Origin of the sequence: Pseudomonas sp. PA-4-8C, from assembly GCF_021606625.1 — a bacterium.
Lineage (GTDB): Bacteria > Pseudomonadota > Gammaproteobacteria > Pseudomonadales > Pseudomonadaceae > Aquipseudomonas > Aquipseudomonas lactis.
Genome location: NZ_WKCD01000007.1, coordinates 32636 through 56503 on the forward strand (window position 1 = coordinate 32636; position 23868 = coordinate 56503).

Annotated in this window: 26 protein-coding genes; 12 read left to right on the forward strand and 14 right to left on the reverse strand. The window is 61.3% G+C overall.

Going from position 1 to position 23868, the window contains the following annotated elements; all coding sequences use genetic code 11:
* Nucleotides 1-47: 47 nt before the first annotated feature.
* Nucleotides 48-614, reverse strand: coding sequence for a mechanosensitive ion channel family protein (locus tag GIW04_RS02720; RefSeq protein ID WP_003195372.1), 567 nt, complete (start codon nt 612-614; stop codon nt 48-50).
* Entirely contained in the window at nt 614-2524 is a 1911-nt protein-coding gene (abc-f, locus tag GIW04_RS02725; RefSeq protein ID WP_034134039.1) for a ribosomal protection-like ABC-F family protein, read from the reverse strand. The genes GIW04_RS02720 and abc-f overlap by 1 nt, the downstream gene beginning before the upstream one ends.
* Before the next feature lie 50 nt (nt 2525-2574).
* Here abc-f and GIW04_RS02730 point away from each other — a divergent pair, with 50 nt between their 5' ends.
* Nucleotides 2575-3039, forward strand: a complete 465-nt coding sequence (locus GIW04_RS02730) for a TIGR02444 family protein (RefSeq protein WP_003195376.1) — start codon at nt 2575-2577, stop codon at nt 3037-3039.
* Here the strand turns inward: GIW04_RS02730 and GIW04_RS02735 are convergent.
* Nucleotides 3036-4148 (reverse strand): AlgP family protein, encoded by a 1113-nt coding sequence (locus tag GIW04_RS02735; RefSeq protein ID WP_236478929.1) that lies wholly within the window; start codon nt 4146-4148, stop codon nt 3036-3038. The genes GIW04_RS02730 and GIW04_RS02735 overlap by 4 nt on opposite strands.
* A gap of 192 nt (nt 4149-4340) precedes the next feature.
* Here GIW04_RS02735 and GIW04_RS02740 point away from each other — a divergent pair, with 192 nt between their 5' ends.
* The gene (locus tag GIW04_RS02740) at nt 4341-5018 is read left to right on the forward strand and encodes an FKBP-type peptidyl-prolyl cis-trans isomerase (protein ID WP_120247467.1); all 678 of its coding nucleotides are present in this window, start codon (nt 4341-4343) and stop codon (nt 5016-5018) included.
* A gap of 52 nt (nt 5019-5070) precedes the next feature.
* On the opposite strand, the gene GIW04_RS02745 is transcribed toward GIW04_RS02740, so the two are convergent.
* The 7 genes from GIW04_RS02745 to GIW04_RS02775 all read right to left on the reverse strand — a co-directional run bounded on the left by GIW04_RS02745 (nt 5071) and on the right by GIW04_RS02775 (nt 11458).
* Nucleotides 5071-5529 carry an Rsd/AlgQ family anti-sigma factor gene (locus GIW04_RS02745; RefSeq protein ID WP_003195380.1) on the reverse strand — a complete coding sequence of 153 codons (459 nt, stop codon included), beginning with the start codon at nt 5527-5529 and terminating at the stop codon, nt 5071-5073.
* A gap of 209 nt (nt 5530-5738) precedes the next feature.
* Nucleotides 5739-6260: a disulfide bond formation protein B gene (locus GIW04_RS02750; protein WP_003195382.1), complete on the reverse strand. Its 522-nt coding sequence runs from the start codon at nt 6258-6260 to the stop codon at nt 5739-5741.
* Nucleotides 6261-6495: 235 nt separating this feature from the next.
* Complete coding sequence (locus GIW04_RS02755; protein ID WP_003195384.1) at nt 6496-7737, reverse strand: heme biosynthesis protein HemY; 1242 nt, start codon at nt 7735-7737, stop codon at nt 6496-6498.
* Nucleotides 7738-7742: 5 nt separating this feature from the next.
* Nucleotides 7743-8858, reverse strand: a complete 1116-nt coding sequence (locus tag GIW04_RS02760) for a uroporphyrinogen-III C-methyltransferase (protein ID WP_034134043.1) — start codon at nt 8856-8858, stop codon at nt 7743-7745.
* A gap of 18 nt (nt 8859-8876) precedes the next feature.
* Complete coding sequence (locus GIW04_RS02765; protein WP_120247466.1) at nt 8877-9635, reverse strand: uroporphyrinogen-III synthase; 759 nt, start codon at nt 9633-9635, stop codon at nt 8877-8879.
* On the reverse strand, nt 9632-10573 hold the full coding sequence (gene hemC / locus GIW04_RS02770) for a hydroxymethylbilane synthase (protein ID WP_019819816.1): 942 nt from the start codon (nt 10571-10573) through the stop codon (nt 9632-9634). Before hemC ends, GIW04_RS02765 begins: the two co-directional genes overlap by 4 nt.
* Nucleotides 10574-10711: 138 nt before the next feature.
* Nucleotides 10712-11458 carry a LytR/AlgR family response regulator transcription factor gene (locus tag GIW04_RS02775; protein ID WP_034134045.1) on the reverse strand — a complete coding sequence of 249 codons (747 nt, stop codon included), beginning with the start codon at nt 11456-11458 and terminating at the stop codon, nt 10712-10714.
* Between the two features lie 501 nt (nt 11459-11959).
* Between GIW04_RS02775 and argH the strand changes: the two genes are divergently transcribed.
* On the forward strand, nt 11960-13354 hold the full coding sequence (gene argH / locus GIW04_RS02780; protein WP_003195396.1) for an argininosuccinate lyase: 1395 nt from the start codon (nt 11960-11962) through the stop codon (nt 13352-13354).
* Between the two features lie 101 nt (nt 13355-13455).
* On the opposite strand, the gene GIW04_RS02785 is transcribed toward argH, so the two are convergent.
* Nucleotides 13456-14115 carry a glutathione S-transferase family protein gene (locus GIW04_RS02785; protein ID WP_120247465.1) on the reverse strand — a complete coding sequence of 220 codons (660 nt, stop codon included), beginning with the start codon at nt 14113-14115 and terminating at the stop codon, nt 13456-13458.
* 125 nt (nt 14116-14240) lie between these two features.
* Here GIW04_RS02785 and GIW04_RS02790 point away from each other — a divergent pair, with 125 nt between their 5' ends.
* The 3 genes from GIW04_RS02790 (at nt 14241) to GIW04_RS02800 (ending at nt 17885) form a co-directional block, all read left to right on the forward strand.
* Nucleotides 14241-14525: a hypothetical protein gene (locus tag GIW04_RS02790; protein WP_034134047.1), complete on the forward strand. Its 285-nt coding sequence runs from the start codon at nt 14241-14243 to the stop codon at nt 14523-14525.
* Nucleotides 14526-14620: 95 nt separating this feature from the next.
* The gene (locus tag GIW04_RS02795) at nt 14621-14875 is read left to right on the forward strand and encodes a TIGR02647 family protein (protein WP_003195403.1); all 255 of its coding nucleotides are present in this window, start codon (nt 14621-14623) and stop codon (nt 14873-14875) included.
* Between the two features lie 169 nt (nt 14876-15044).
* Nucleotides 15045-17885 (forward strand): class I adenylate cyclase, encoded by a 2841-nt coding sequence (locus tag GIW04_RS02800; protein WP_120247464.1) that lies wholly within the window; start codon nt 15045-15047, stop codon nt 17883-17885.
* Here GIW04_RS02800 and rnk read toward each other — a convergent pair.
* From rnk to cyaY, 3 genes are all read right to left on the reverse strand, one after another.
* Nucleotides 17882-18295 carry a nucleoside diphosphate kinase regulator gene (gene rnk, locus GIW04_RS02805; protein ID WP_003195408.1) on the reverse strand — a complete coding sequence of 138 codons (414 nt, stop codon included), beginning with the start codon at nt 18293-18295 and terminating at the stop codon, nt 17882-17884. The two genes, GIW04_RS02800 and rnk, sit on opposite strands and share 4 nt — an antisense overlap.
* A gap of 131 nt (nt 18296-18426) precedes the next feature.
* Nucleotides 18427-18645, reverse strand: a complete 219-nt coding sequence (locus GIW04_RS02810; protein ID WP_032897694.1) for a DUF1289 domain-containing protein — start codon at nt 18643-18645, stop codon at nt 18427-18429.
* A gap of 2 nt (nt 18646-18647) precedes the next feature.
* Entirely contained in the window at nt 18648-18980 is a 333-nt protein-coding gene (gene cyaY / locus GIW04_RS02815; protein WP_003195412.1) for an iron donor protein CyaY, read from the reverse strand.
* Between the two features lie 238 nt (nt 18981-19218).
* Between cyaY and lptM the strand changes: the two genes are divergently transcribed.
* The 6 genes from lptM to GIW04_RS02845 are packed head-to-tail and all read left to right on the forward strand — an operon-like array spanning nt 19219 to nt 23806.
* Complete coding sequence (gene lptM, locus GIW04_RS02820) at nt 19219-19386, forward strand: LPS translocon maturation chaperone LptM (protein WP_003195417.1); 168 nt, start codon at nt 19219-19221, stop codon at nt 19384-19386.
* 14 nt (nt 19387-19400) lie between these two features.
* On the forward strand, nt 19401-20648 hold the full coding sequence (lysA, locus tag GIW04_RS02825; RefSeq protein ID WP_057710197.1) for a diaminopimelate decarboxylase: 1248 nt from the start codon (nt 19401-19403) through the stop codon (nt 20646-20648).
* Between the two features lie 3 nt (nt 20649-20651).
* Nucleotides 20652-21482, forward strand: coding sequence for a diaminopimelate epimerase (gene dapF / locus GIW04_RS02830; RefSeq protein ID WP_003195419.1), 831 nt, complete (start codon nt 20652-20654; stop codon nt 21480-21482).
* Nucleotides 21483-21495: 13 nt separating this feature from the next.
* On the forward strand, nt 21496-22212 hold the full coding sequence (locus GIW04_RS02835) for a DUF484 family protein (protein ID WP_014720458.1): 717 nt from the start codon (nt 21496-21498) through the stop codon (nt 22210-22212).
* 2 nt (nt 22213-22214) lie between these two features.
* Nucleotides 22215-23114 (forward strand): tyrosine recombinase XerC, encoded by a 900-nt coding sequence (gene xerC / locus GIW04_RS02840; protein ID WP_003195423.1) that lies wholly within the window; start codon nt 22215-22217, stop codon nt 23112-23114.
* Nucleotides 23111-23806, forward strand: a complete 696-nt coding sequence (locus GIW04_RS02845) for an HAD family hydrolase (protein ID WP_120247463.1) — start codon at nt 23111-23113, stop codon at nt 23804-23806. Before xerC ends, GIW04_RS02845 begins: the two co-directional genes overlap by 4 nt.
* Nucleotides 23807-23868: the final 62 nt, after the last annotated feature.

Sequence of the window (23868 nt, forward strand, 5' to 3'; positions counted from 1 at the left end):
ACTGGATGAACGCGGCGCTCTCAGGTTCTTCGCGAGCAAGCTCGCTCCTACAGGATGTTGGTGCCAGAGCCGGGCCAACGGCGTACCGAACGCTGGAAGAACAGGCTATTGGGCACCTGCACCATCGCGCTGTTGGTCCCGGCTTCCTCGACTTCGATCAGCGTGGTGTAGAGCAAGTTGATCGCCACGACCCGGCCCTTCACGCCCGGCTTGTCGACGGTGTCCACCAACTCGACGATATCACCCAGGCGAAACGGCCCGACGGTAAAGATCAGGATCGCGCAAAGCAGGTTGGACAGCACCGACCACATGGCGAAGAACGCCACGGCCGCCACCGCGACAAACCCCGACAGGGCCGTCCACAACACCGTGGCAGACACACCCAGGCGGCCCAGCACAAAGATCAGCGCACTGCCCATGATCAGCCAGCGCAAGCCGCCCCGCAGGGGCATCAGCAATTGCGGCGGGAACGGGTAGCGCTCACCCAGGCGCGTAAGGCCTTTTGCGACGAAGCGCTGAGCCAGGTAGCCAGCCAGCAGGATCAGCAGGATTTGCACGCCGATCCAGATGGGTTCGATCCATTGCACCGGTACCGGTAATTGCAACGCCTCCATCAGGACAGCGCCTCCAGCTCCGCTTGCAGGGTTTCGAGCAATTCGAGGGCCTCCATCCAGGTTTCCTCCAACTGCCCCTCGCGCACCTTGAGCTTGGCCTGTTCGGCCAGCAGGTCACGCAGTTCATCCTTGCGCGCCGCCTCGTACACGGCGCTGTCGCCCAGGCTGGCTTCGATCTTGGCCAGGCGCTCATGCACCTTGCCCAGTTCGGCTTCCAGCTTGTCGGCCTCACGCTTGTGCGGCGCCAACTGCTGGCGCAGCGCGGCGGCGGCCTGGCGCTGGGCTTTCTTGTCGGTCTTGTCCGGGTTGACCGGCGTGTTGCTGGCCGGCGCATTGCGCAGGCGGTACTCCGTCAGCCAGCGCGCGTAGTCGTCCAGGTCGCCATCGAACTCTTCGACCTTGCCGTCGGCCACCAGCAGGAAGTTGTCGGTGGTGCTCTTGAGCAGGTGACGGTCGTGAGACACCACCAATACCGCACCGCTGAATTCCTGCAGGGCCATGGTCAGCGCCAGGCGCATCTCCAGGTCCAGGTGGTTGGTCGGTTCGTCGAGCAACAGCAGGTTGGGCCGGTCCCAGGCGATCAGGGCCAGGGCCAGGCGGGCTTTTTCGCCACCGGAGAAGTTCAGCACGGGCTCGTCGATACGCGCGCCACGGAAGTCGAAACCGCCGAGGAAGTCGCGCAGGGTCTGCTCGCGCTCGGCTGGCGCCAGGCGTTGCAGGTGCAACAGCGGGCTGGCCTTAGCGTCCAGCGAGTCCAGTTGGTGCTGGGCGAAGTAACCCACCACCGTGTTCTCGCCACGAGTGAGGCGACCGGCCAGCGGCTCAAGCTCACCCGAGAGGTTCTTGATCAGTGTCGACTTGCCGGCGCCGTTCGGGCCGAGCAAACCGATGCGGGCGCCCGGCGTGAGCTGCAGCTTAACCTTCTCCAGGATGGTTTTGTCGCCGTAGCCCAGGCGAGCGTCCGAGAGGTCCAACAGCGGGCTGGAGATCTTCACCGACTCACGGAAGACAAAGTCGAACGGCGAATCGACGTGGGCCGCCGACAGCTCTTCCATGCGTTCCAGGGCCTTGATCCGGCTCTGCGCCTGGCGGGCCTTGGTGGCCTGGGCCTTGAACCTGGCGATGTAGCTTTCCATGTGCGCACGTTGCGCCTGTTGCTTTTCAAAGGCCTGTTGCTGCTGGGCCAGGCGTTCGGCGCGAGCGCGTTCGAACGCGGTATAGCCGCCACGGTAAAGGGTGATTTTCTTCTGTTCGACATGGGCGATGTTATCGACCACGGCGTCGAGGAAATCCCGGTCGTGGGAGATCAGCAGCAAGGTGCCCTGGTAACTCTTGAGGAAGTCTTCCAGCCACAGGATCGCATCGAGGTCCAAGTGGTTGGTCGGCTCGTCGAGCAGCAACAGGTCCGACGGACACATCAGCGCTTGGGCCAGGTTCAGGCGCATGCGCCAGCCGCCGGAGAAATCGGCGACCGGACGGTCCATCTGCTCGTTGGTAAACCCAAGGCCGGCAAGCATCTTGCGAGCGCGGGCGTCGGCGGTATAGCCGTCGGCGCTGTCCAGCTCCGAGTGCAGGCGCGCCTGGGCGGCACCGTCCTGGGCTTTTTCGGCTTCGGCGAGGTCGTGTTGTACCTGGCGCAGGCGCAGGTCGCCATCGAGCACGTAGTCGATGGCGATGCGGTCCAGGGTGTCGATCTCCTGGCGCATATGGGCAATGCGCCAGTCGGCCGGCAGCAGGCAGTCCCCGGAATCCGGGGTCAGCTCACCCAGCAACAAGGCGAACAACGTGGATTTGCCGGCGCCGTTGGCACCGATCAGGCCGGCTTTGTGACCGGCGTGCAGGGTCAGCTCGGCGTCTTCAAGAAGACGTTGCGGGCCACGCTGTAATGTTAGGCTTTGAAGTCGGATCATAATGGCGGCGGAGTCTACCAGCTTCGTTGGCCGCTGGCTTGGGTGTGAATATGTACGCTGACCTGTGGAGCTTTGCCCTTTCGACCTATGCTCGCCCGGGCGTGGAGGCCGCGTGCCTGCGCTTGCAGGAGCAAGGGGCAGACGTGTGCCTGTTGTTGTGTGGTGCTTGGCTGGAGCAACGAGGTGTGGCGTACAAGCCCGAACGCGTTCAGGCATTGCAACAGATCGCTCAGCCGTGGCGGGTGCAGGTAGTCGAACCGTTGCGACAAATGCGCGTGCAATGGCGCGCCTTGGCCCAGCAGGATGCGCAATTGGCATCGCTACGCGAGCAGATCAAGACACTGGAGCTGGAGGCCGAAAGAACGCTGCTGGCACGCTTGGAAGCGCTGGCGCAGGCATGGCCGATCAATGAGGTGCCGGGTCAGCAAGAATGGCGTGAAGGCCTGGCGACCGAAGCCGCCAACCTTGACCACGACGCGCTGCTGCAATTGCGCGTCATGGCCACCAACACTTAGGAAGCGCTGGTTGGGGTGGTGCTTGGCGCTACCGGTGCAGGAGTGCTGCTGGCCGATGCAGTTGGAGCGGTGGCTGCTGCCGGGGTGGCAGTGGGGGCTGCTGGCGTGGCTGGCTTGGCGGGCGCTGGCTTGGCAGTTGGCTTCGCGGCCGGTTTTGCGGCAGCAGGTTTAGCAGCTGGCTTGGCGGCTGGTTTGGCAGCAGCAGGTTTAGCGGCTGGCTTCACAGCTGGTTTGGCAGCAGCAGGTTTAGCGGCTGGCTTGGCAGCTGGTTTGGCTGCAGCGGTTTTAGCGACTGGCTTGGCAGCTGGTTTGGCGGCAGCAGTTTTAGCAGTTGGCTTCGCGGCTGGTTTGGCTGCAGCGGTTTTAGCGACTGGCTTCGCGGCTGGTTTGGCGGCAGCAGTTTTAGCAACTGGCTTCGCGGCTGGTTTGGCAGCAGCAGTTTTAGCAACTGGCTTCGCGGCTGGTTTGGCTGCAGCAGTTCTAGCAGCTGGCTTTGCAGCTGGTTTGGCAGCAGCAGTTTTAGCAGCGGGCTTCGCGGCTGGTTTGGCAGCAGCAGTTTTAGCAGCGGGCTTCGCGGCTGGTTTGGCTGCAGCAGTTTTAGCAGCGGGCTTCGCGGCTGGTTTGGCTGCAGCAGTTTTAGCGACTGGCTTGGCAGCTGGTTTGGCAGCAGCAGTCTTAGCAGCTGGCTTGGCGGCTACTTTTGCAGGCGTACGAGCGCCCAGTGCTTTAGCTACGGCTTCCTTCACACGACCAACGCCCTGGGCCAGTTTCAGGCTTTCTTGAGCGTCTTTTTTGAGTTGGGAAATGTAGCTGCGGGTTTCGGCTTGGCGATCCTTGAGAGCATCCAGCAGCTCTTCAAGTTCTTTGACCGCGCCTTTGGCTTTGGCTTGTGCCTTGGACTTGCCGGCAGTGGCGGCGTCTTGCAGTTTGGTGCGGGATTTGTGCAGCTTTTCTTGCGCTTTACCGCGTTGCTTTTCCAGTTTGGCGAGCAGCTTTTCTGCATCAGCCAAGGCTTGGGAGCACGCGCTTTCCAGATGTTCGAGCAGGCTGCCCGAAAGTTGTTGGAGCAAGTGCAACGGGGTATTTACAGGCTTCTGTTTGGCCGACATGGTTTACCTCCTGGCTGACGTGGGTGCGGCTCATACTAGCCCTCTGCTCTTACCGCCGCTAGGGCATGTTGACAGTATCCTTTGCGTTGCGTTGCACAGTGCGAAAATTCTTATCGATATAACGGAAAACCACGCCACTTTTTACGCACTCGCACTGGCATAATCCGTCGCACTTTCGCCGGGAGAATGACCATGTCGCGTTACCTTTTTCTAGTGTTCGGCTTGGCGATCTGCGTGGCCGATGCAAGCGAGCAACCCTCGTCAAACACCACCGCCGCAACCCCGCACGACCTTGCCTATAGCCTGGGCGCAAGCCTTGGCGAACGGTTGCGCCAGGAAGTCCCCGACCTGCAGATACAGGCTCTGCTCGACGGACTCAAACAAGCCTACCAAGGCAAACCACTGGCGCTGGATAAGGCGCGCATCGAACAGATCCTCTCCCAGCATGAAGCGCAGAACACCGCCGACGCCCAACTGCCGCAAAGCGAAAAAGCACTGGCCGCCGAACAGCAATTTCTCACTCGGGAAAAAGCCGCCGCCGGCGTTCGTCAGCTAGCCGACGGTATCCTGCTCACCGAGCTGGCACCGGGCACTGGCAACAAGCCGTTGGCCAGCGATGAAGTACAGGTGAAATACGTGGGCCGACTGCCTGACGGGACTGTCTTCGACAAAAGTACGCAACCGCAATGGTTTCGCCTCAACAGCGTGATCAGCGGTTGGAGCAGTGCATTGCAACAGATGCCGGTGGGTGCGAAATGGCGCCTGGTGATTCCTTCGGCCCAGGCCTATGGCGCAGACGGCGCAGGTGAGTTGATCCCACCCTATACGCCGCTGGTGTTCGAAATCGAACTGCTCGGCACTCGCCACTGACCCATAAAAAAACGGTGCGACATGCGCACCGTTTTTTATCTCGCCATCAGCTTCAAGCCTGGGTGGCGGGCTCTTCTTTATGAGCGTTGTGCAGCACTTCGATCAAGCAATCTTCCAGTTCGAAACGCTCATGCAACAGCGCGCCCAATTCCTTGAATTTTTCCGCAACACATTTCCCGGCATCACACAGGTCGGTGAACGCCAGCAGCTTTTCAGTAATCACATCGATGCGCGGGTAAATCGTCTCGGCCAACTCCAGGCCACGCTGATCATCGAAGGCTTCGGCCTCCTTGGTCAGTTGCTCGTAGACGCCGAAATGGCCGGCAGACACGTAGTCCACCAGCACACCGCAGAATTCCTGCAATGTCTCGCGATTCTCGCCCAACGCTTCGGGCTTGGCGCCGAGAGCATCAAAGGCCCGAACCAGTTCGTGACGTGCCTTCAACCAGCTGTCGATCAGCTTGTGCACTCCACCCCAGCGTTCCTGAGCATTCTGACAACTTTCCAACATGATGATCTCTCTTCCCTATTGGGGCGCCGCAGCTCTGTACCTGCGCAACACTTCAAGGATGAAGCAGCAGACGGACAAGGCCGCGTCTGACAAGCGGTTTGGATAACGCGTGCGGGCCAGATTATGCCCGCATGACTATGGCTTCAAGGTACGCAGGAGAGAATGTTCATACAAGTGTTTAATCCGCTCCTACAACCTGAGTCTCGTTTTCAATGCACTGCGAGGCGCAAATGCCTGCCGAACAACAACCGTGATACCTGCATGAGCCCCAGGATCAGCATCGCGACGAAGAACAACAGGCTCCACTCAGGCAGGCTCAGGTCAAATAGCGTCCAGTTGATTTCGACACAATCGACCGTGCCATTGAACACCGAGCGCATGGCCTGCCAGACAGACAGGCTTTCAAGCATGTGCTGCAGACTGGGCCAGCAATCCCCCACCTGACTTGCCGGCCTGTTCTGCAACAGGACTTGCCGGCCTGCGGTGATGGCGCCCAGCAACGCACAGCCCATACTCGCCAACCCATAAAGGCAAAGGCCGGAACGCCCAGGTTTGTGAAGCACGGCAATCAGGTTGATCAATGCAAAAGACGCGAGGAACAGGCGCTGTACCTGGCATAGAAAACACGGTCGTAGCAGCGCGCCGTATTGAAGGTAGAAAGACGCGCCCAACGTCAGCGCACCCGCCATGAACGCCAGGAAAAACAAAGAGCGTAAAGGGGCCAAAGACATTGTTTATCCGCACTGCAAGAGATAGGTCGCTACGGTAGAGGAAAGGCCCGACCCCTTTCAATACGCCCTAGAGCAGACATTTCCTCGAAAACATAAGGACATCCCGCCACGAGCCCGAGGAAATTCAGTTACAACAAGTAGGAATTAGCAACAAGGCCAGTTAAACCGAGTGTTTGCAGGGTTTGAAGGATCGGGGGCGGATCGGTCCGAGCCAATCCACTCACCCTTTCCTACTTCAAACTCGCGCAGGCACCGGCAGCGGCGAGGACAGCAGACGATTGTCGAGCAACCCCAAGCCTTCCTGAAACAGCTGGTTGCTGCGCTCGGTGTCGCCCAATTGGGCCAGCAGCCGAGCCAATTCGGCGCAGGCTTCGGGATTGCGTTGTACTTGCAGGCTGCTTTCCAGATAATCCCGCGCCTTGCCCCACAGACTGTTTTGCAGGCACAGACGACCCAGCGTCAGCAGCAGGCTGGCATCGCCTGGATGGTCCTTGAGCCAGCCTTCGGCAAACTTCAATTGACGCGCAGGGTCACTGCCACGCAGCAGGCCATACAGCCGGATCAAGTGACTGTCGTAACCGCGCTTGAGCGCACCACGCAGCACTTCTTCGGCCTTGGCATCGGCGCCCAATCGACGCAGTTGGTCGGCATACGCCAATACCAGTTGTGGCTGTTGGCGCTGGGCAGCGGTCAGTTGCTCCCATGCGCGCTCCAAGGACTGCAACCCCGCCTCGCCTTGCTCTTCACGCTGGGCCGCCAGGCTCAGGTTCTCGCCCCACGCGCGGCGCTCCAGCTCGGCCAGCTCATTGGCGGGCAAGACTTTGTCCTTGCGCAGTTCCGGCAGCAGGCGAATCACCGACGACCAATCGCCACGCTGCTGATGCAGGCGTTGCAACTGTCGCAGCACTTGCGCGTTATGCGGATGACGCTCATGCATCGCCTGAAGGGTGACCAGAGCGCCTTCCGTATCGCCACGATCCATCTGCAATTGCGCATGGCTCAGTGCAATGGCCAGTTCGGCCTGGGGCTGGCGCTCCAGCGCGCGCTCCAGCAAACCGTCGGATTCCTCATAACGACCCTGCTCATTCGCCGCACGGGCCGCGCCGATGTAATACAGCAAAGGTTGACGCTCTGCTTCGGCGGCGCGGTGCAGGTGGCGTTCGGCGCTGGCCCAGCGGCCCTCGGCGAGGTCCATCTGGCCTTGCTCGATAGCAATCTGCACACGACGGCTGCGGTTGCGTCGTGACCAAGGGTTGACCACGCCACCGGATGTGGTGACCAGGCTCCACAACACACGAATCAGGTAAATCGCCAGGCCAATGGCGAACAGCGCCACCAATGTCGCCCACAGGCTTGATTCGTAATGCAGCAAGTGAGGATAGGTAATCAACACGTAGCCGGTGTGCTTCGAAATGCCCACGCCCAGGGCCAGGGCGAGCGCAATTGCGAGCACCAGGATCACATAGAAACGCTTCATCAGCTCTACTCCTGGGTCGCCGGTTTGCCAGCCGAGGCCTTGGCTTCGTCGGCAGACAGATGACGACGCTCAAGGTACGCCTGCACAGCAGCCAGGCTCGCGGCCAGGTCAGGCGTGACCACCGACACGGCCTTGGGCTCGAGCTCGGCAATACGCGCCAGCATCGCCTTGCTCTGCGGGTTGTCCTGGTTGAAGTTGTCCTGCAACACGCTGCGCGCTTCTCCCAGCGAGCGGCTGTACACCGCCGCCTCGCCGTTAAGCGCAGCCCACTGGGCTTGCTCCAGCGCCAGGCTCAAGGCCAGGCGCACTTGGTTCAGACCTTGGCCTGCCAACAATGGGCGGATGTTGTCATCCGGGTTGAAGTCGATGCGGAAGTAACGGGAAATCTGCTCCCACCATTGGCTCAACTGGTTCTGCGTATCGCTGGTGGGACGCCCCTGGGAAGCGGGCTCGGTGAGCTGATACTCTGGGGCAATCGCCGCCAGTTGCACCACTTGGTCACGCAAGGCGGCCAGTTGCAGGTACAGGCCGGTACGGTCCGGTTGCTCGGTGCTGCGCAGCGCGGCCAGGCTCTTGGCCAGTTGCTCGCGTGCGGCGAAAGACCCTGGGTCGCTCTGCTCGCGAAGAATCTCGTCGGCCCCCTGGACCAGCGACTGAGCGCTGTTGATGTCTTGCAAGGCGGACAAACGCAAGCTGGCCAGACGGATCAGATGCTCGGCCTCGGCCAGGCGCCAGTCCTTGCGGCTGGCACCCAACACGGTTTCCAGACGCTGGTTGAGGCGCTGCTGATCACCCTGTAACTGAGTGACCAGACGGCGACGTTCTTCCAGCTCATCCGCACCCGGCAACTGCGCCAGGCGGGCGGCCAACTGTTGCTGGCCTTGCTTGAGGCTCTGGGACTGGTCATCCAGGGTCTGCACCTGGCCCAGCTGGTGCTGGCTGCTGGCTTGCAGGGCACGGACCTGCCAGATCCCCCAACCGCCGGCGGCTACGCCCGCAGCGCCCAACAGCAAGGCGACGATGGCCAGGCCATTGCCACGGCGTGGCGCGCTGACCGGTGTCTCGACCGGCGCATCAAGCGCGGGCTGAGCTTCATCTTTAGGCAAGGCTGTTTCGCTCACGTATCCGTCCTTTGCGTATCAGAGAGTGGGAACGGGATAGCTCCCTAACGCCACTAACAAAGCCGCGGCACTCGCGCCGCGACAATCCACAACTTTTTCTGCACCCGCGGCCCGCGCCATTTCATATACACGCGGGCTTGGCACGAACAACGGCAGCTGTGCCACCTCTGGCCAATCGGGGCCGGCCAACGCGTGCAAGTGTAAAAAACCCTGCCCACTGCTGACCACCAGGCCGTTCAAGCGTTCCAACTGGATGCGTTGCATCAGCGCGCCCTTCTCATACACTGGAAGAAAACGCCGATACAATTCCAGGTAGTCGACACTAGCACCTTGCTCGCGTAAACGCTCTGCCAGCAACTCGCGCCCGCCCTCGCCACGCAGAATCAACACCCGGGCGCCCGGCACTGCAATAGCCTCGCGCAAGGCGGGCAGTTCAAGCAAGGCCTCGCTGTCATCGCCCGTGGCGGGACAGTGAACGTTAAGGCCATGATCGGCCAGTATCTGGGCCGTGGCCGCGCCGACACTGAACCAGGGCATTGGCGGCACACTGCCCCCCAACCGCAGCAACGCCAGGCGCGCAGCCGGCTTGCTCACCACGATGACGGCGCGATAGCGCGGCAGCGCGCCGAACACCACGTGTTGCTCTGCGGTCACCGGCAAGGCTTCAGTCTCCAGCAAAGGCAGGCAGTTGCTGTGAATACCGCTCTGGGCTAATAACGCCGCCAGGGCCGTCGACTCCTCGGCAGGCCGCGTCAGCAGCACTCGCCAGTCGGTCACTGCGGGCCGGCCTCGCCATAGACTTTTTGCAAAATGGTACCCGCGCCTTTTTCCAGCAACGCTTCGGCGACCTGAATCCCCAAGGCCGTGGCATCACGTTGCGGCCCACGTACCTCGGCGGTCAGCAGGTTACCGCCGTCCGGATCACCAACCAGGCCACGCAGCCACAGGTTCTCACCCTCGAGTACGGCATAGCAGGCGATGGGCACCTGGCAGCCACCGTTGAGGTGTTTGTTCAAGGCACGCTCGGCGGTGACGCGCACTTCGGTGTCTGCGTGATCGAGAGGTTTTAGCAGCGCATGAATTTCGCTGTCGGCGGTGCGGCATTCGATTCCGACTGCACCCTGCCCGCCAGCGGGCAGGCTGTCTTCGACGCTGATGGCCGAGGTGATGCGGTCTTCAAAGCCCAGGCGGATCAGGCCGGCAGCGGCGAGGATGATCGCGTCGTATTCGCCGGCGTCGAGCTTGGCCAGGCGCGTGTTGACGTTGCCACGCAAAAAGCGGATCTGCAGGTCGGGACGCCGCGTCAGCAACTGGGCCTGGCGACGCAGGCTGGAGGTGCCAACGATACTGCCCAGCGGCAATTCGTCCAGGGACGCGAAGGTGTTGGAAACGAAGGCGTCGCGCGGGTCTTCGCGCTCGCAGATACAAAAAAGGCCCAGGCCTTCAGGGAAGTCCATGGGCACGTCTTTCATCGAATGCACGGCGATATCGGCTTCGTTGTCCAGCAGCGCAGTTTCCAACTCCTTGACGAACAGGCCCTTGCCGCCGATTTTCGACAATGGCGAGTCCAGCAGCTTGTCGCCGCGACTGACCATGGGCACCAGGGAGACCTTGAGGCCGGGATGGGCCTGTTCAAGGCGGGCTTTGACGTATTCGGCCTGCCACAAGGCCAGGGCGCTTTTACGGGTGGCGATGCGGATTTCGCGAGAGGACATGGATCAATCCGTACTGAATAGATACGGCGGATAATAACAGCTCAGGCAAATACGCTTTGATTTGAATCAGCAAGTGCGGGGCCTCCCTGGCCACGTCGCACCGGGATTAGGAATGCAGACCGCGTCGCAGCCCTTGGGCTAAAGCTGCTGCATCATCTTGCGCACGCCGGCGACATGGCGTCGGCTGACAATCAAGGCATCGCCATTGAGCCCCTTCAGGAATAGCTGAAAGTGCCCCAGGGGCGTGCGCTGCAGGCGCTCGATGCGTTCACGGGCGACCAGCGCATTGCGATGAATGCGCACGAAACGCTCGCCAAACTCGTCTTCAAGGGCCTTGAGCGGCTCATCGAGCAACACTTCACCGGTCTCGTGGCGCAAGGTCACGTATTTGTGATCGGCAATAAAGTAGACCACTTGGCCGAGTGGGATCAGCTCGATGCCCTTGCGGGTACGCGCACTGATATGGCTGCGTGGCCCGTTACCACTTTGCGCAGCCGGTTGCGTCAAGGCTGCCAGTTGGGCGCGGCTGGGGCGCTCAGCTTTTTTCAGGGCCTTGAGCAAAGCTTCGGCAGTGGCCGGCTTGACGAGAAAACTGACACCGCTGTCTTCCAGCGTCTGTGCAGAAAACTCATCCTGCGCCGCACACAACACCACGGCGGGCGGCGATTCGCGTTCGCTCAAGCGGGCGGCGACTTGCAGGCCGTCGAAGCCCGGCATGCGGATATCGAGCAGCACTACATCCGGCTTGTGGCTGTCGATCAGCGTCAACGCCTCTTCGCCGCTGGTGGCACTCGGTTCAAGGACTGTATAACCCTCGAGTTCACTGACCAGACGGCTCAGTCGCTCGCGGGCTTGGGGTTCGTCATCAACGATCAGGACATTCATATTGCGCTGGATTCCTGCGTGAGTCTCGCACAAGGATAGCGTAGACAGGTGCGGTGACTGACGTCACAGCGATCCACGCTAAGACTAGCGCGAGCGGCAAAAAGTGCCCTGAGAATGGCACCCAAATTTACCCGGACCTGTTCAATAGCGCCCAAGACCCGCTGCCTTCGGGCATCGTCGTAGGGTTCACTGATAAACAATCCGAATACCCCCCTGTTTAATGGATAGTCTGGTTATGACCGCATCACCCGACTTTGGTGCATTCACACACTATCAGTCCAACTGTAGACGCTCACTGAGGCGACATTGCCCAATCGTCAAATATCGTTTCAATAAGTACCTGCCCCCAGTCTCGTCCCGGATGCGGTCGGCGGCAAGGCACTTAGCCATCTCTTACACAAATAAAATTGCCGACCACCCGCAGCACCGCCTCCACGGGCAACCCTGTTATGATCGCCGGCACACCTTCATGCCTCTTTTAAGCAGATCACGAGCGAATCCATGAGCACCGACAAGACCAACCAGTCCTGGGGCGGCCGCTTCAGTGAACCCGTCGACGCCTTCGTCGCGCGCTTCACCGCCTCCGTCACCTTCGATCAACGCCTATACCGCCACGACATCATGGGCTCCATCGCCCACGCCACGATGCTGGCCAAGGTCGGCGTGCTGACCGACGCCGAGCGTGACAGCATCATCGACGGCCTGACCACCATCCGCGGTGAGATCGAGGCAGGGACGTTCGACTGGCGCGTCGACCTCGAAGACGTGCACATGAACATCGAGGCACGCCTGACCGATCGCATCGGCGTGACCGGCAAAAAATTGCACACTGGCCGTAGCCGTAACGATCAGGTCGCCACCGATATCCGCCTGTGGCTGCGCGATGAGATTGACCTGATCCTGGGCGAAATCACCCGCCTGCAAAAAGGTTTGCTGGAGCAGGCCGAGCGCGAATCGGACACCATCATGCCGGGCTTCACTCACCTGCAGACCGCACAGCCTGTGACCTTCGGCCACCACCTGCTGGCCTGGTTCGAAATGCTCAGCCGCGACTACGAGCGCCTGGTCGATTGCCGCAAGCGCGCCAACCGTATGCCGTTGGGCAGCGCTGCACTGGCCGGCACCACCTACCCGATCGACCGTGAGTACACCGCACAACTGCTGGGCTTTGACGCCGTGGGCGGCAACTCACTTGACGGCGTGTCGGACCGGGACTTCGCCATCGAATTCTGCGCCGCGGCCAGCATCGCGATGATGCACCTGTCGCGCTTCTCCGAAGAACTGGTGCTGTGGACCAGCGCGCAATTTCAGTTCATCGACCTGCCGGACCGCTTCTGCACCGGCAGCTCGATCATGCCGCAAAAGAAAAACCCCGACGTGCCAGAGCTGGTGCGTGGCAAGAGTGGCCGTGTATTCGGCGCACTGATGGGCCTGCTGACCCTGATGAAAGGCCAACCACTGGCCTACAACAAGGACAACCAGGAAGACAAAGAGCCGCTGTTCGACGCCGCCGACACCCTGCGCGACTCGCTGCGCGCCTTTGCCGACATGATCCCGGCGATCAAGCCCAAGCACGCGATCATGCGTGAGGCGGCACTGCGCGGGTTCTCTACCGCGACCGACCTGGCGGACTACCTGGTGCGCCGTGGCCTGCCGTTCCGTGATTGCCACGAAATCGTTGGCCACGCCGTGAAGTACGGTGTGGACACCGGCAAGGACCTGGCGGAAATGAGCCTGGAAGAACTGCGCCAGTTCAGCGACCAGATCGAGCAGGATGTATTTGCCGTGCTGACCCTGGAAGGCTCGGTGAATGCCCGTAACCATGTGGGCGGCACTGCGCCGGCGCAGGTCAAGGCAGCGGTCGTGCGCGGCAAAGAATTGCTCGCCAGCCGCTAAAAGCATCGCAGGCAAGCCAGCTCCCACATTTGATTGGGTTCACACATCAAAATGTGGGAGCTGGCTTGCCCGCGATGGCGCTCTTATCAGATGCCAAAGATTTATTTCTTGGCCGCAATCATCGCCATGAACGCTGGCATCGCCGCCTGCCTGTCCGCCTCTACCTTCTGCGCGTTGGGCATCTCATTCAGGCGCGCCAACAAGGTCTTCGCCTTCGGCAACTGCGCCAGCAGGTCCAACCCAAACAGCTTCTCGCCCACACCGCAGGCCAGGTTCAAGCTGTACATGAAATACAGGTCCGCGAGGGTGAAGCTCTCCCCTGCCACATAAGGCGCGAACTTAGCGTGCCGGCCTAACGTACCGATCCCAAGCAACAGCTCGGCCCTGGATTTTTCCTTGATCGCCTCCGGCACCGACATGCCGAAAAAAGCCTCGGCGAAACACGCCCGCGCAGGCAGTTCGATGTAAAGCTCGATCTCACGGCACAGCGCCAGCACCTGAGCCCGCGCAAACGGGTCGGCGGGCAGTAGCGCCGGGCCTTCCTGGGTCTGTTCGAGGTATTCGAGGATGACGCTGGTTTCGTTGATGAACCCCTGCTTCACACCCAGCACCGGCACTTTGCCGCGGGGGCTTACCGCCAAGGCTTCGGGGGTTTGCCCGGCATAAAAAGGCACCTCTTCAAAGGGCAGTCCTTTCTCCAACAGCGCCAGCTTGACCATGTTGTAGTAGTTGCTGACCGAAAATCCGTAAAGCTTGAGCATTGCAAAGCCTCCAGGCCGGGTGTGGGGTTGGCTGCAAGAGTTATAGATCCTCGAGGCCACCCTGACCAGCAGCATCACCCACCTGAATGGGGGTAGACTGACGCCCTTTCCTTGAGGAGCCTGCCATGAGCGAGCCGACCGATATCGACAACGACGAAGAAGAATTCACCGAGACCACGCTGATCGAAGCCATCGAGAACCAGATCGAGAGCGATAACCCGCCTGCGGCCAAGGCTACGTTCAATAAACTGACCCTGGTGGGTTACGAGCGCGAAGAGATCCTGAATCTGATGGCTCACGTGCTGGCCTTCGAGATCGACGCCATGCTGGACGAGGACCGCGCTTTCAATACCGAGTGGTATGAAACGGCACTGCGGGCACTGCCCGAGCTGCCGCCGGAGAAGCAATAAGCCTGGCACGCAGCAACACGCTGGACAGTTCGGCAAAGTGCGTTCACCTTATGGCCTGCTAGCCTCTAATAAATTTTAGAAAGTCTGGAGTCCTTATGTCGTATACCCCTGAGTTGGTTGCCGAACTGGAAATCCTTGTACTCTTCCCTCTGGACAGCACCAAGGAAGGCTTGAAAGTCCATCAGACTGCCGCCCCTACTGCCATCGCCGCTGCCAAGCGCCTCCATGCCAAAGGGCTGATCGACCAACCGGACGGGGGCTATCTGACGAGCCTTGGCCGGGACGCTGCCGAGCAAGCCCAAACCCTGCTGACCATCCTCACCACTGCCAGCACCAAAGAAGCCGCCTGATACCTGATACCGCCCATGGAGTCCGCCGCCTGCGGATTCCGCGGGCTTTGCTGCGCGGCATACAAAATTCTGACGCCAAAAAGCCACTTCCCTCTAAAACTCCTACGCTACTGTCTGTAAACTCCTGCATGGCCGCCCGCGTCGGGCCCTGCGAGCCAACGAGTTCGACATGACCCGCACCCATGAAATCCGCCCCGATCTGGACGAAGGCATCGACCGCAAGGTGCTGACCCAACTGCGCGCGCGTTTCATGACCCTCAATCAAGGCCGCATGGCCCGGGCCGTCGAGGGGCTGACGCCACGCCAGCAAAGCGTGCTGGCTTTGTTGCCGCTGTTTTTCCACGTCAATCACCCGCTGTTGCCAGGCTACGTCTCCAGCAGCACGCCGGCCGGGTTGTCGAATTTTGAACCGGACGCCCAGGCCCTGGCCGATGCCCAGCGCCTGACCCGCTCGTTTTCCTATAAACCGCGCCACGGTAACCCGCCTACGCCGATCCACGGTTTGTTCCTGATGGGCAGCCTGGGCACGCTGGCCCAGGCCGATCAAAGCGATATGGATGTGTGGGTGTGCCACGCCCCCGACCTGAGCGAGACCGAGCTGGCCGAGCTGCGCAAAAAGTGCCAACTGCTGGAAACCTGGGCCTTGGGCATGGGCGCCGAGGCGCATTTCTTCCTGATCGACCCGACGCGCTTTGTGTTGGGTGATCGCGATACACAATTGAGCTCCGACGACTGCGGCACCACCCAGCACTACCTGCTGTTGGATGAGTTCTATCGCACCGCGATCTGGCTGGCCGGACGCACGCCCATCTGGTGGTTGGTGCCGGTCTACGAAGAAAACCGCTACGCCGAGTTTACTCACGCACTGATTTCCAAGCGCTTTATCCGCGCCGATGAAACCCTCGACCTCGGCCATTTGGCTCATATTCCTCCGGGGGAATTTATTGGCGCCGGGCTGTGGCAACTGTTCAAGGGCATCGAGTCGCCCTATAAATCGGTGCTCAAGCTGCTGCTGACCGAGGTCTACGCCAGCGAACACCCGAAGGTGCAATGCCTGAGCCTGCGCTTCAAACAGGCGGTGTTCAGCCATCAGGTAGACCTGGATGAGCTGGACCCGTACATCATGGTCTACCGCCGCATCGAGGAATACCTCAAGGCCCGCAACGAGCTGGAGCGCCTGGAACTGGTGCGCCGCAGCCTGTACCTGAAGGTCAACCGCAAGCTCAGCGCCGGCCAGCGCACCGCCGGTTGGCAACGGCAGCTGCTGGAACGCCTGGCGCATGAGTGGGGCTGGGACACGCGCCAACTGGCCCTGCTGGACAGCCGCAGCCAATGGAAAGTGCGCCAGGTCGCCTCCGAGCGCCGTGCTCTGGTCAATGAGTTGAACTACAGCTACCGCTTCCTCACCCAGTTCACCCGCAGCGAACACACCGCCAGCGCGGTCAATAAACGCGAGCTCAATGTACTGGGCCGCCGCTTGTATGCGGCGTTCGAGCGCAAGGCCGGCAAGGTCGAGTTCATCAACCCCGGCATCGCCCCGGACCTGGCCGAAGACACTTTGACCCTGGTGCAGTCGCCCAACCGCAAGGAGCCGGGCCAGCACCATTGGGGCCTGTATAACGGCAACCTTACCGCTCTGGAGTGGGAACACTTCGCCCCGATCAAACGCAGCCGCGACCTGCTGGAAATGCTCACCTGGTGCCATCGCAACGGCGTGATCGACAGCAGCACCCGCCTGGCGCTGCACCCCGGCACCAGCGACATGACCGAGTTCGAGCTTTTCAACCTGCTGGGCAGTCTGCAACAGACTATCGCCCTGCCCCTGGCCAGTGTCGATGAGAGCCGCTTGCTACGCCCGGCAGTGCCGGAAGAGGTACTGCTGCTGATCAACGTCGGGGTTGATCCGCTCAAGCATCATCGCGACCTGAATATCCTGATGACCACCGAGCGCACCGACTCCCTGAGCTATGCCGGCGTGCGCGACAACCTAGTGCTGACCCTGGACCAGGTCACGCTCAACAGCTGGAACGAAGTGATGGTCAGCCGCTATGACGGCCCCCACGCCCTGCTCGACTGCCTGCGCGACTACCTCAACCAACTGCCATCGAACCATCTGCCACGCCTACGGGTGCGCTGCTTCTGCCACAACCGGGCACAGTTCATAGCCCAGCGGGTGGAAGAGGTATTCGACACCGCGCAGCATCTGCTGCTCAGCCAGGGCAATCATCGCTACCTGCTCCAGGTGCAGCAGCATTACCACGTGATGGAACTGGTGCCGGGCCAAGCCACCCATGTATCACTGCCGACCCAGGACGCGCTGATCGCCTACCTCAGCGAGGAGCTGGCCAGCTGCAGCCCGTGGCACCTGGACGCCATGGCCCTGGAAGACCACGACCTGGCGCTGCTGCTGCCCATGGGCCAAGCCGAGTGTGTGCAGGTGTTCTACCGGGTCAATGAAGGCTTCGCCGACGTCTACGTGCTCGACGAATTCAACGCGCTCTGGCAACAGCGCTTGCCGTTTCATGATGAGCAAAGCCTGTTGGCGCCGCTGCAGCGTTTTTTGCAATCGATCCTGTATCGCCGTGAAGCGCTATCGTCCCTGGACGCCCAGCAACCCGCGAGTGAGGTACAGATCCTGTACTACCAGCTGTTGCCATCGGGCAGTGGCCGGGCGCGCGGCGTGGAGCGACGGCCAGCCCCACAAGACCCTGCCAACAAGGCGTTTTATGACGTGCAGGCGATTATCGGCAAAGGCGTGCCAGGCCACGTAGGGATCACCCTGTACTGCAATCAGCGGGAGTTTTCCGAACTGGAATTTGGCGACCAGCTGTTTACGGTGGTCGCCCGGGAGATCGTCGGGCAACGTCGGGAAACCGAGCGTTACCGCTGCTATATCACTGACCTGGATCTGTCGGGGCTGCTCGGTGATGTGCAAAGCCCAAGCAATCTGTACCTGCGCTATAAAGCCGAACTGGAACAGTCACTCAATGCGGCCTTCAATCAGGTTTAGAGCGGGAAGGCGCCGCCATCTTTGGGCTGGCCTTCGACGCTGAGCAATTCCAGCTTCAGGGTCTTGCCGCCAGGCGCCGGCCAGTCGATGTGCTGGCCCACTTGCAGGCCGAGCAACGCGCTGCCTACCGGCGCCATGATCGAAATTTTGCCTTCGTCGGCGTTCGCGTGCTTGGGGTAGACCAACGTCAGGTGATAGTCCTTGCCGCTGCTTTGCTCACGGCAATGCACGCTGGAGTTCATGGTCACGACACCCGCAGGCACTTCATCGTGACCAACCACGTCTTCGGCGCGGTCGAGTTCGGCTTGCAATGCTTCGGCGCCGGGAGAGTTGTCGCCCAAGCGGTCGATCAGTTGCTCCAGACGCTGCACGTCAAGACGGGTAAGAATGATGGACGGTGCGGTGGTCATGATTCAGGCAGACTCCTTTTTTCTGCACAAAAAAGCAAAACCCCGCCAGGAAAAGGCGGGGTTCTCACGGACCTCGATGAATGGAGGTGTATCCGGACACTACCACAGCGACACAAATAAACAAGACGCCGTCAGGTGCTCGCCTTGCGCTGCTCGGCCTCTGCACAGATCACCCGGCGCCGCGCATCGTCGGCAGAGCGCCATTCCCGGATGTCTTCCACATGGCGGAAGCAGCCAAGGCAAACTTTCTGCTCGTCCAGGCGACACAAACTGATACAAGGTGACGGCACCGCCGGGCTGACATTGCTGAACAGCGGCTTGGGCGGGCGTACGGTTGCAGGCTCACTCACCATCAGATCTCGTCGAAATCCAGTTCGTCGCCGGTGTATTCCTGGACCAGGCGGGCGAGCATCTCACCCAGCAACTCTTCACTCTTGTCGCACTGCCACTTACCGCTTTCTTCGTCGTAATCGAAGTGAACGCCACCGGAGCGCGCCGCCAGCCACAGCTGACGCAGCGGCTCCTGGCGGCTGAAGATCAGTTGCTGGCCGCTCTCGAACTTGACGGTCAGCACACCGGCCGAGTTTTCCAGATCCACGTCCAGGCCGCTGTCGTCGAAAATATCTTCCAGCCCCTGCTGGGTGGTATCCACCAGGTCGTGAAAACGGGCTTCGGTCAAACTCATTGTGGCAACCTCAAAAGTGTCTGGTTTTGCTCAAGCGCCGCACGATACGGGCGAGCTTCGCCGATTGCAAAGGATACTGATTTCATCACGGATGACGGTACGAAATATCCCCAGGCATCGTAGCCTGCTTCCCTACTGTCTCGGCAAACCCCCGCCGGACGGGTGTTGCGGCGCATAGGCAAGCTGGCGGGTGGTCGGTATACTCGGGCGCAATTAATGCATATTCAAGGATTTCGCCATGAAGCGCCTGATCTCTTCCCTTGCTGCGCTCGTCGCGGTCGCTTGCCTCGTTAGTGCCTGTGGCCAGAAAGGCCCGTTGTACCTGCCCGATGACAGCAAAGATCCAAACGAACAGGCGCAATCGTCGCAAAAGCCGTCAAAAGCCCATAAGCACGACACCTACTAAGCCAAGGGAAACTTATGGACGCTTTTAACTACCGGGACGGCGAGCTGTTCGCGGAAGGCGTGGCCTTGTCCGCGATTGCCCAGCGCTTCGGCACCCCGACCTATGTGTACTCGCGTGCGCATATCCAAGCCCAATACCGCTCGTTCACCGACGCGCTCGACGGGGTGCCGCACCTGGTGTGCTACGCAGTCAAGGCCAACTCCAACCTGGGTGTACTCAATGTCTTGGCGCGTCTTGGCGCTGGTTTTGACATCGTGTCCCGTGGCGAGCTGGAACGCGTACTGGCCGCCGGCGGCCAGGCGGACAAAATCGTCTTCTCCGGCGTCGGCAAGAGCCGCGACGACATGCGCCGCGCCCTGGAAGTCGGCGTGCACTGCTTCAATGTCGAATCCACCGATGAGCTGGAGCGCCTGCAAGTGGTCGCTGCCGAGATGGGCGTGCGTGCGCCGATCTCCCTGCGCGTCAACCCGGACGTCGACGCCGGCACCCACCCGTACATCTCCACCGGTCTCAAAGAGAACAAGTTCGGCATTGCCATCGCCGACGCCGAAGACGTGTACATCCGCGCCGCCCAACTGCCGAACCTGGAAGTGCTGGGTGTCGACTGCCATATCGGCTCGCAACTGACCACCCTGCCACCGTTCCTGGATGCCCTCGACCGCCTGCTGGGGTTGATCGACCGCCTGGGCGAGTGTGGCATCTACCTGCACCACATCGACCTCGGTGGTGGCGTGGGTGTGCGTTATCGCGATGAAGAGCCGCCGCTGATCGCCGACTATATCCAGGCCGTGCGCGAGCGCATCGAAGGCCGCGACCTGACGCTGATGTTCGAGCCAGGCCGCTACATCGTTGCCAACGCTGGCGTGTTGCTGACCCAGGTCGAGTACCTCAAGCACACCGAACACAAGGATTTCGCCATCGTCGATGCGGCGATGAACGACCTGATCCGCCCGGCGCTGTACCAGGCCTGGATGGATGTCACCGCCGTGACGCCGCGCGCAAGCGAAGCCCGCGCCTATGACATCGTCGGGCCGATCTGCGAGACCGGCGACTTCCTGGCCAAGGATCGTGAGTTGGCGCTTGAGGAAGGTGATCTGCTGGCCGTGCATTCGGCCGGTGCCTACGGGTTTGTCATGAGTTCCAACTACAACACCCGCGGGCGTACCGCCGAGGTGCTGGTGGACGGTGATCAAGCATTTGAAGTGCGTCGCCGCGAGACGGTAGCCGAGTTGTATGCTGGCGAAAGCCTGCTGCCGGAGTAAGCCATGCTGCTGCGTTTTACCAAGATGCACGGGCTGGGTAATGATTTCATGGTCCTCGACCTGGTCAGCCAGCACGCGCACATCCTGCCCAAGCACGCCAAACAGTGGGGCGATCGCCACACCGGGATCGGTTTCGACCAGTTGCTGCTGGTCGAGGCGCCGAGCAACCCGGAGGTGGATTTCCGCTACCGGATCTTTAACTCCGACGGCTCCGAAGTGGAACAGTGCGGCAACGGCGCGCGCTGCTTTGCGCGCTTTGTGCTCGACAAGCGTCTGACTGCCAAACGCCAGATTCGCGTCGAAACCAAAGGTGGCGTGATCGAACTGGACATCCGCAACGATGGCCAGATCAGCGTCAACATGGGCGCGCCGCGCCTGGTGCCGGCGGATATTCCGTTCCAGGCCACCGAGCAGGCCCTCAGTTACGCGTTGGACGTGGATGGCAAAACCGTGGAGATCGCCGCCGTGTCCATGGGCAACCCCCATGCAGTACTGCGGGTCACCGACATCAATAACGCCCCCGTGCACGAACTGGGGCCGAAGATCGAACATCACCCGCGCTTTCCGGCACGGGCCAATGTGGGCTTTTTGCAGGTAATCGACCGTAACCGTGCGCAATTGCGCGTATGGGAACGCGGCGTCGGCGAAACCCAGGCTTGCGGCACCGGTGCTTGCGCCGCTGCCGTGGCCGCGATCAGCCAGGGGTGGATGGATTCGCCGCTGTTGATCGACCTGCCCGGTGGACGTTTGTCCATCGAATGGGCAGGCCCTGGCCACCCGGTGATGATGACCGGGCCGGCCACGCGTGTATACGAAGGACAGGTCCGTCTATGAGTGAGCCAAGCTAATGACCGATAAGCCTCAAGTACCCGCACACGCAACCCCGAGTGAAAGCCTGGAGGCCGCTGCTGTCGCGGCGTACCTTGAGGCTAACCCGGACTTCTTCGTCGAACACGAAGAGCTGCTGCCGGCCCTGCGCATCCCTCACCAGCGCGGCGATACCGTATCGCTGGTGGAGCGGCAGATGAAGATCCTGCGCGAGCGCAATATTGAAATGCGCCACCGGCTCTCTCATCTGATGGACGTGGCCCGCGACAACGACCGCTTGTTCGACAAGACGCGCCGCCTGATTCTGACCCTGATGGATGCCACCAGCCTGGAAGAAACGGTGATCGCCGTGGAAGACAGCCTGCGTGAGGATTTCCAGGTGCCCTTCGTCAGCCTGATCCTGTTCAGCGACAACCCAATGCCGGTGGGTCGCTGGGTCACAGGTGGCGAGGCGCAGACGGCCATCGGCGGCCTGTTGTCCGAAGGCAAGACCGTCAGCGGCACCTTGCGCGAGCATGAACTGGACTTCCTGTTTGGCGCCGAACAGCGCAAGCAGATCGGTTCTACGGCCGTCATCGCCCTCAGCCATCAAGGCTTGCACGGGGTACTGGCCATCGCCAGCCGCGATCCGGCGCACTACAAAAGCTCGGTGGGCACGTTGTTCCTGACCTATATCGCCGAAGTGCTGGGCCGCGTCCTGCCACGCCACACCACCACCCTGCGCGCGGTGCGCTGATCATGGAGCGGCAACTGGACGCTTACTGCGCTCACCTGCGCAATGAGCGCCAGGTGTCGCCCCATACGCTGGAAGCCTATCGGCGGGACTTGAACAAGGTCCTGGCCTATTGCGAAAAACAGCACGTCAGCAGTTGGAAGGCCCTGGATATCCAGGCCCTGCGCAGCCTGATCGCTCGGTTGCATCTGCAGGGCCAATCCTCACGCAGCTTGTCTCGCCTGCTGTCGGCGGTGCGCGGCCTCTATCACTACCTCAATCGCGAAGGCCTGTGCGACCACGACCCGGCCAATGGCCTGTCACCGCCCAAAGGCGAACGGCGTCTGCCCAAGACCCTGGATACCGACCGCGCCCTGCAACTGCTCGACGGTGCCGTCGAGGATGACTTCCTGGCCCATCGCGACCAAGCCATCCTTGAGCTGTTCTATTCCTCGGGCCTGCGCCTGTCGGAGCTGACGGGCCTGAACCTCGATCAACTGGACCTCGCCGATGGCTTGGTGCAAGTGCTCGGCAAAGGCAGCAAGACCCGCGTACTGCCCGTGGGCAGGAAAGCCCGCGAAGCCTTGCAGCTATGGCTGCCGCTACGACTGCTGACCAACCCGGCAGACGATGCCGTGTTTGTCAGCCAGCAAGGCCGGCGCCTGGGGCCACGGGCGATTCAGCTGCGGGTTAAGGCCGCTGGCGAGCGGGAGCTGGGGCAGAATCTGCACCCGCACATGTTGCGTCACTCCTTTGCCAGCCATCTGCTCGAATCCTCCCAGGACCTGCGCGCCGTGCAGGAACTGCTTGGGCACTCGGATATCAAGACCACGCAGATCTACACCCACCTCGACTTCCAGCACCTGGCAACGGTGTACGACAGTGCCCATCCACGGGCCAAACGCATCAAGGGCGGCGACTCATGAGTATCAAGCTGATCACCTTCGACCTGGACGACACCCTCTGGGACAACGTACCCGTCATCATCAGCGCCGAAGCGTCGATGCGCGAATGGCTGGCAGTTCACGCATCCAAGGTTGGCGAGCTGCCCCTTGAGCATTTTGCCAGCCTGCGCCAGCAGATGCTGCAGCGTCATCCCGAACTCAAGCACCGCATCAGCCTGCTGCGCCATCGCGTGCTAATGCATGCGTTCGAGGAGGCCGGTTATCCCCAGCCTGAGGCCACAGAGATGGCGGACGTGTGCTTCGAAGCGTTCATCCACGCACGTCACCAACTCACCGTGTTCCCGGAAGCCGAGCCGATGCTCAAGGCGCTGCGCCAGCACTTCCTGCTGGGGGTGATCACCAATGGCAATGCCGATGTGCAGCGCGTGGGCCTGGCGGACTATTTTCACTTTGCCCTGCGCGCTGAAGATATCGGCATCGCCAAGCCGGATGCACGGCTGTTTCAGGAGGCGCTGCAACGTGGCGGTGTGGACGCCAGCGCGGCTGTGCATGTGGGCGATCATCCTGGGGATGACATTGCCGGCGCGCAGCAGGCGGGGCTGCGGGCGGTGTGGTTCAACCCCACGGGCAAGGCCTGGGAGGGTGACAAGCACCCGGATGCGCAGATTCGCAGCCTGACGGAGTTACCGACCTTGCTGAGTCGCTGGAGTTAACACGGCCCCCCAATGTGGGAGCTGGCTTGCCTGCTCCCACATTTGATTTATGGTGACCTGAG

Coding starts and splice junctions, on each gene's coding strand:
- GIW04_RS02720 (WP_003195372.1), bottom strand. CDS start 614: ATGGAGGCGTTGCAATTACCGGTACCGGTGCAATGGATCGAACCCATC.
- abc-f (WP_034134039.1), bottom strand. CDS start 2,524: ATGATCCGACTTCAAAGCCTAACATTACAGCGTGGCCCGCAACGTCTT.
- GIW04_RS02730 (WP_003195376.1), top strand. CDS start 2,575: ATGTACGCTGACCTGTGGAGCTTTGCCCTTTCGACCTATGCTCGCCCG.
- GIW04_RS02735 (WP_236478929.1), bottom strand. CDS start 4,148: ATGTCGGCCAAACAGAAGCCTGTAAATACCCCGTTGCACTTGCTCCAA.
- GIW04_RS02740 (WP_120247467.1), top strand. CDS start 4,341: ATGTCGCGTTACCTTTTTCTAGTGTTCGGCTTGGCGATCTGCGTGGCC.
- GIW04_RS02745 (WP_003195380.1), bottom strand. CDS start 5,529: ATGTTGGAAAGTTGTCAGAATGCTCAGGAACGCTGGGGTGGAGTGCAC.
- GIW04_RS02750 (WP_003195382.1), bottom strand. CDS start 6,260: ATGTCTTTGGCCCCTTTACGCTCTTTGTTTTTCCTGGCGTTCATGGCG.
- GIW04_RS02755 (WP_003195384.1), bottom strand. CDS start 7,737: ATGAAGCGTTTCTATGTGATCCTGGTGCTCGCAATTGCGCTCGCCCTG.
- hemC (WP_019819816.1), bottom strand. CDS start 10,573: ATGTCCTCTCGCGAAATCCGCATCGCCACCCGTAAAAGCGCCCTGGCC.
- GIW04_RS02775 (WP_034134045.1), bottom strand. CDS start 11,458: ATGAATGTCCTGATCGTTGATGACGAACCCCAAGCCCGCGAGCGACTG.
- argH (WP_003195396.1), top strand. CDS start 11,960: ATGAGCACCGACAAGACCAACCAGTCCTGGGGCGGCCGCTTCAGTGAA.
- GIW04_RS02785 (WP_120247465.1), bottom strand. CDS start 14,115: ATGCTCAAGCTTTACGGATTTTCGGTCAGCAACTACTACAACATGGTC.
- GIW04_RS02790 (WP_034134047.1), top strand. CDS start 14,241: ATGAGCGAGCCGACCGATATCGACAACGACGAAGAAGAATTCACCGAG.
- GIW04_RS02795 (WP_003195403.1), top strand. CDS start 14,621: ATGTCGTATACCCCTGAGTTGGTTGCCGAACTGGAAATCCTTGTACTC.
- GIW04_RS02800 (WP_120247464.1), top strand. CDS start 15,045: ATGACCCGCACCCATGAAATCCGCCCCGATCTGGACGAAGGCATCGAC.
- rnk (WP_003195408.1), bottom strand. CDS start 18,295: ATGACCACCGCACCGTCCATCATTCTTACCCGTCTTGACGTGCAGCGT.
- cyaY (WP_003195412.1), bottom strand. CDS start 18,980: ATGAGTTTGACCGAAGCCCGTTTTCACGACCTGGTGGATACCACCCAG.
- lptM (WP_003195417.1), top strand. CDS start 19,219: ATGAAGCGCCTGATCTCTTCCCTTGCTGCGCTCGTCGCGGTCGCTTGC.
- lysA (WP_057710197.1), top strand. CDS start 19,401: ATGGACGCTTTTAACTACCGGGACGGCGAGCTGTTCGCGGAAGGCGTG.
- dapF (WP_003195419.1), top strand. CDS start 20,652: ATGCTGCTGCGTTTTACCAAGATGCACGGGCTGGGTAATGATTTCATG.
- GIW04_RS02835 (WP_014720458.1), top strand. CDS start 21,496: ATGACCGATAAGCCTCAAGTACCCGCACACGCAACCCCGAGTGAAAGC.
- xerC (WP_003195423.1), top strand. CDS start 22,215: ATGGAGCGGCAACTGGACGCTTACTGCGCTCACCTGCGCAATGAGCGC.
- GIW04_RS02845 (WP_120247463.1), top strand. CDS start 23,111: ATGAGTATCAAGCTGATCACCTTCGACCTGGACGACACCCTCTGGGAC.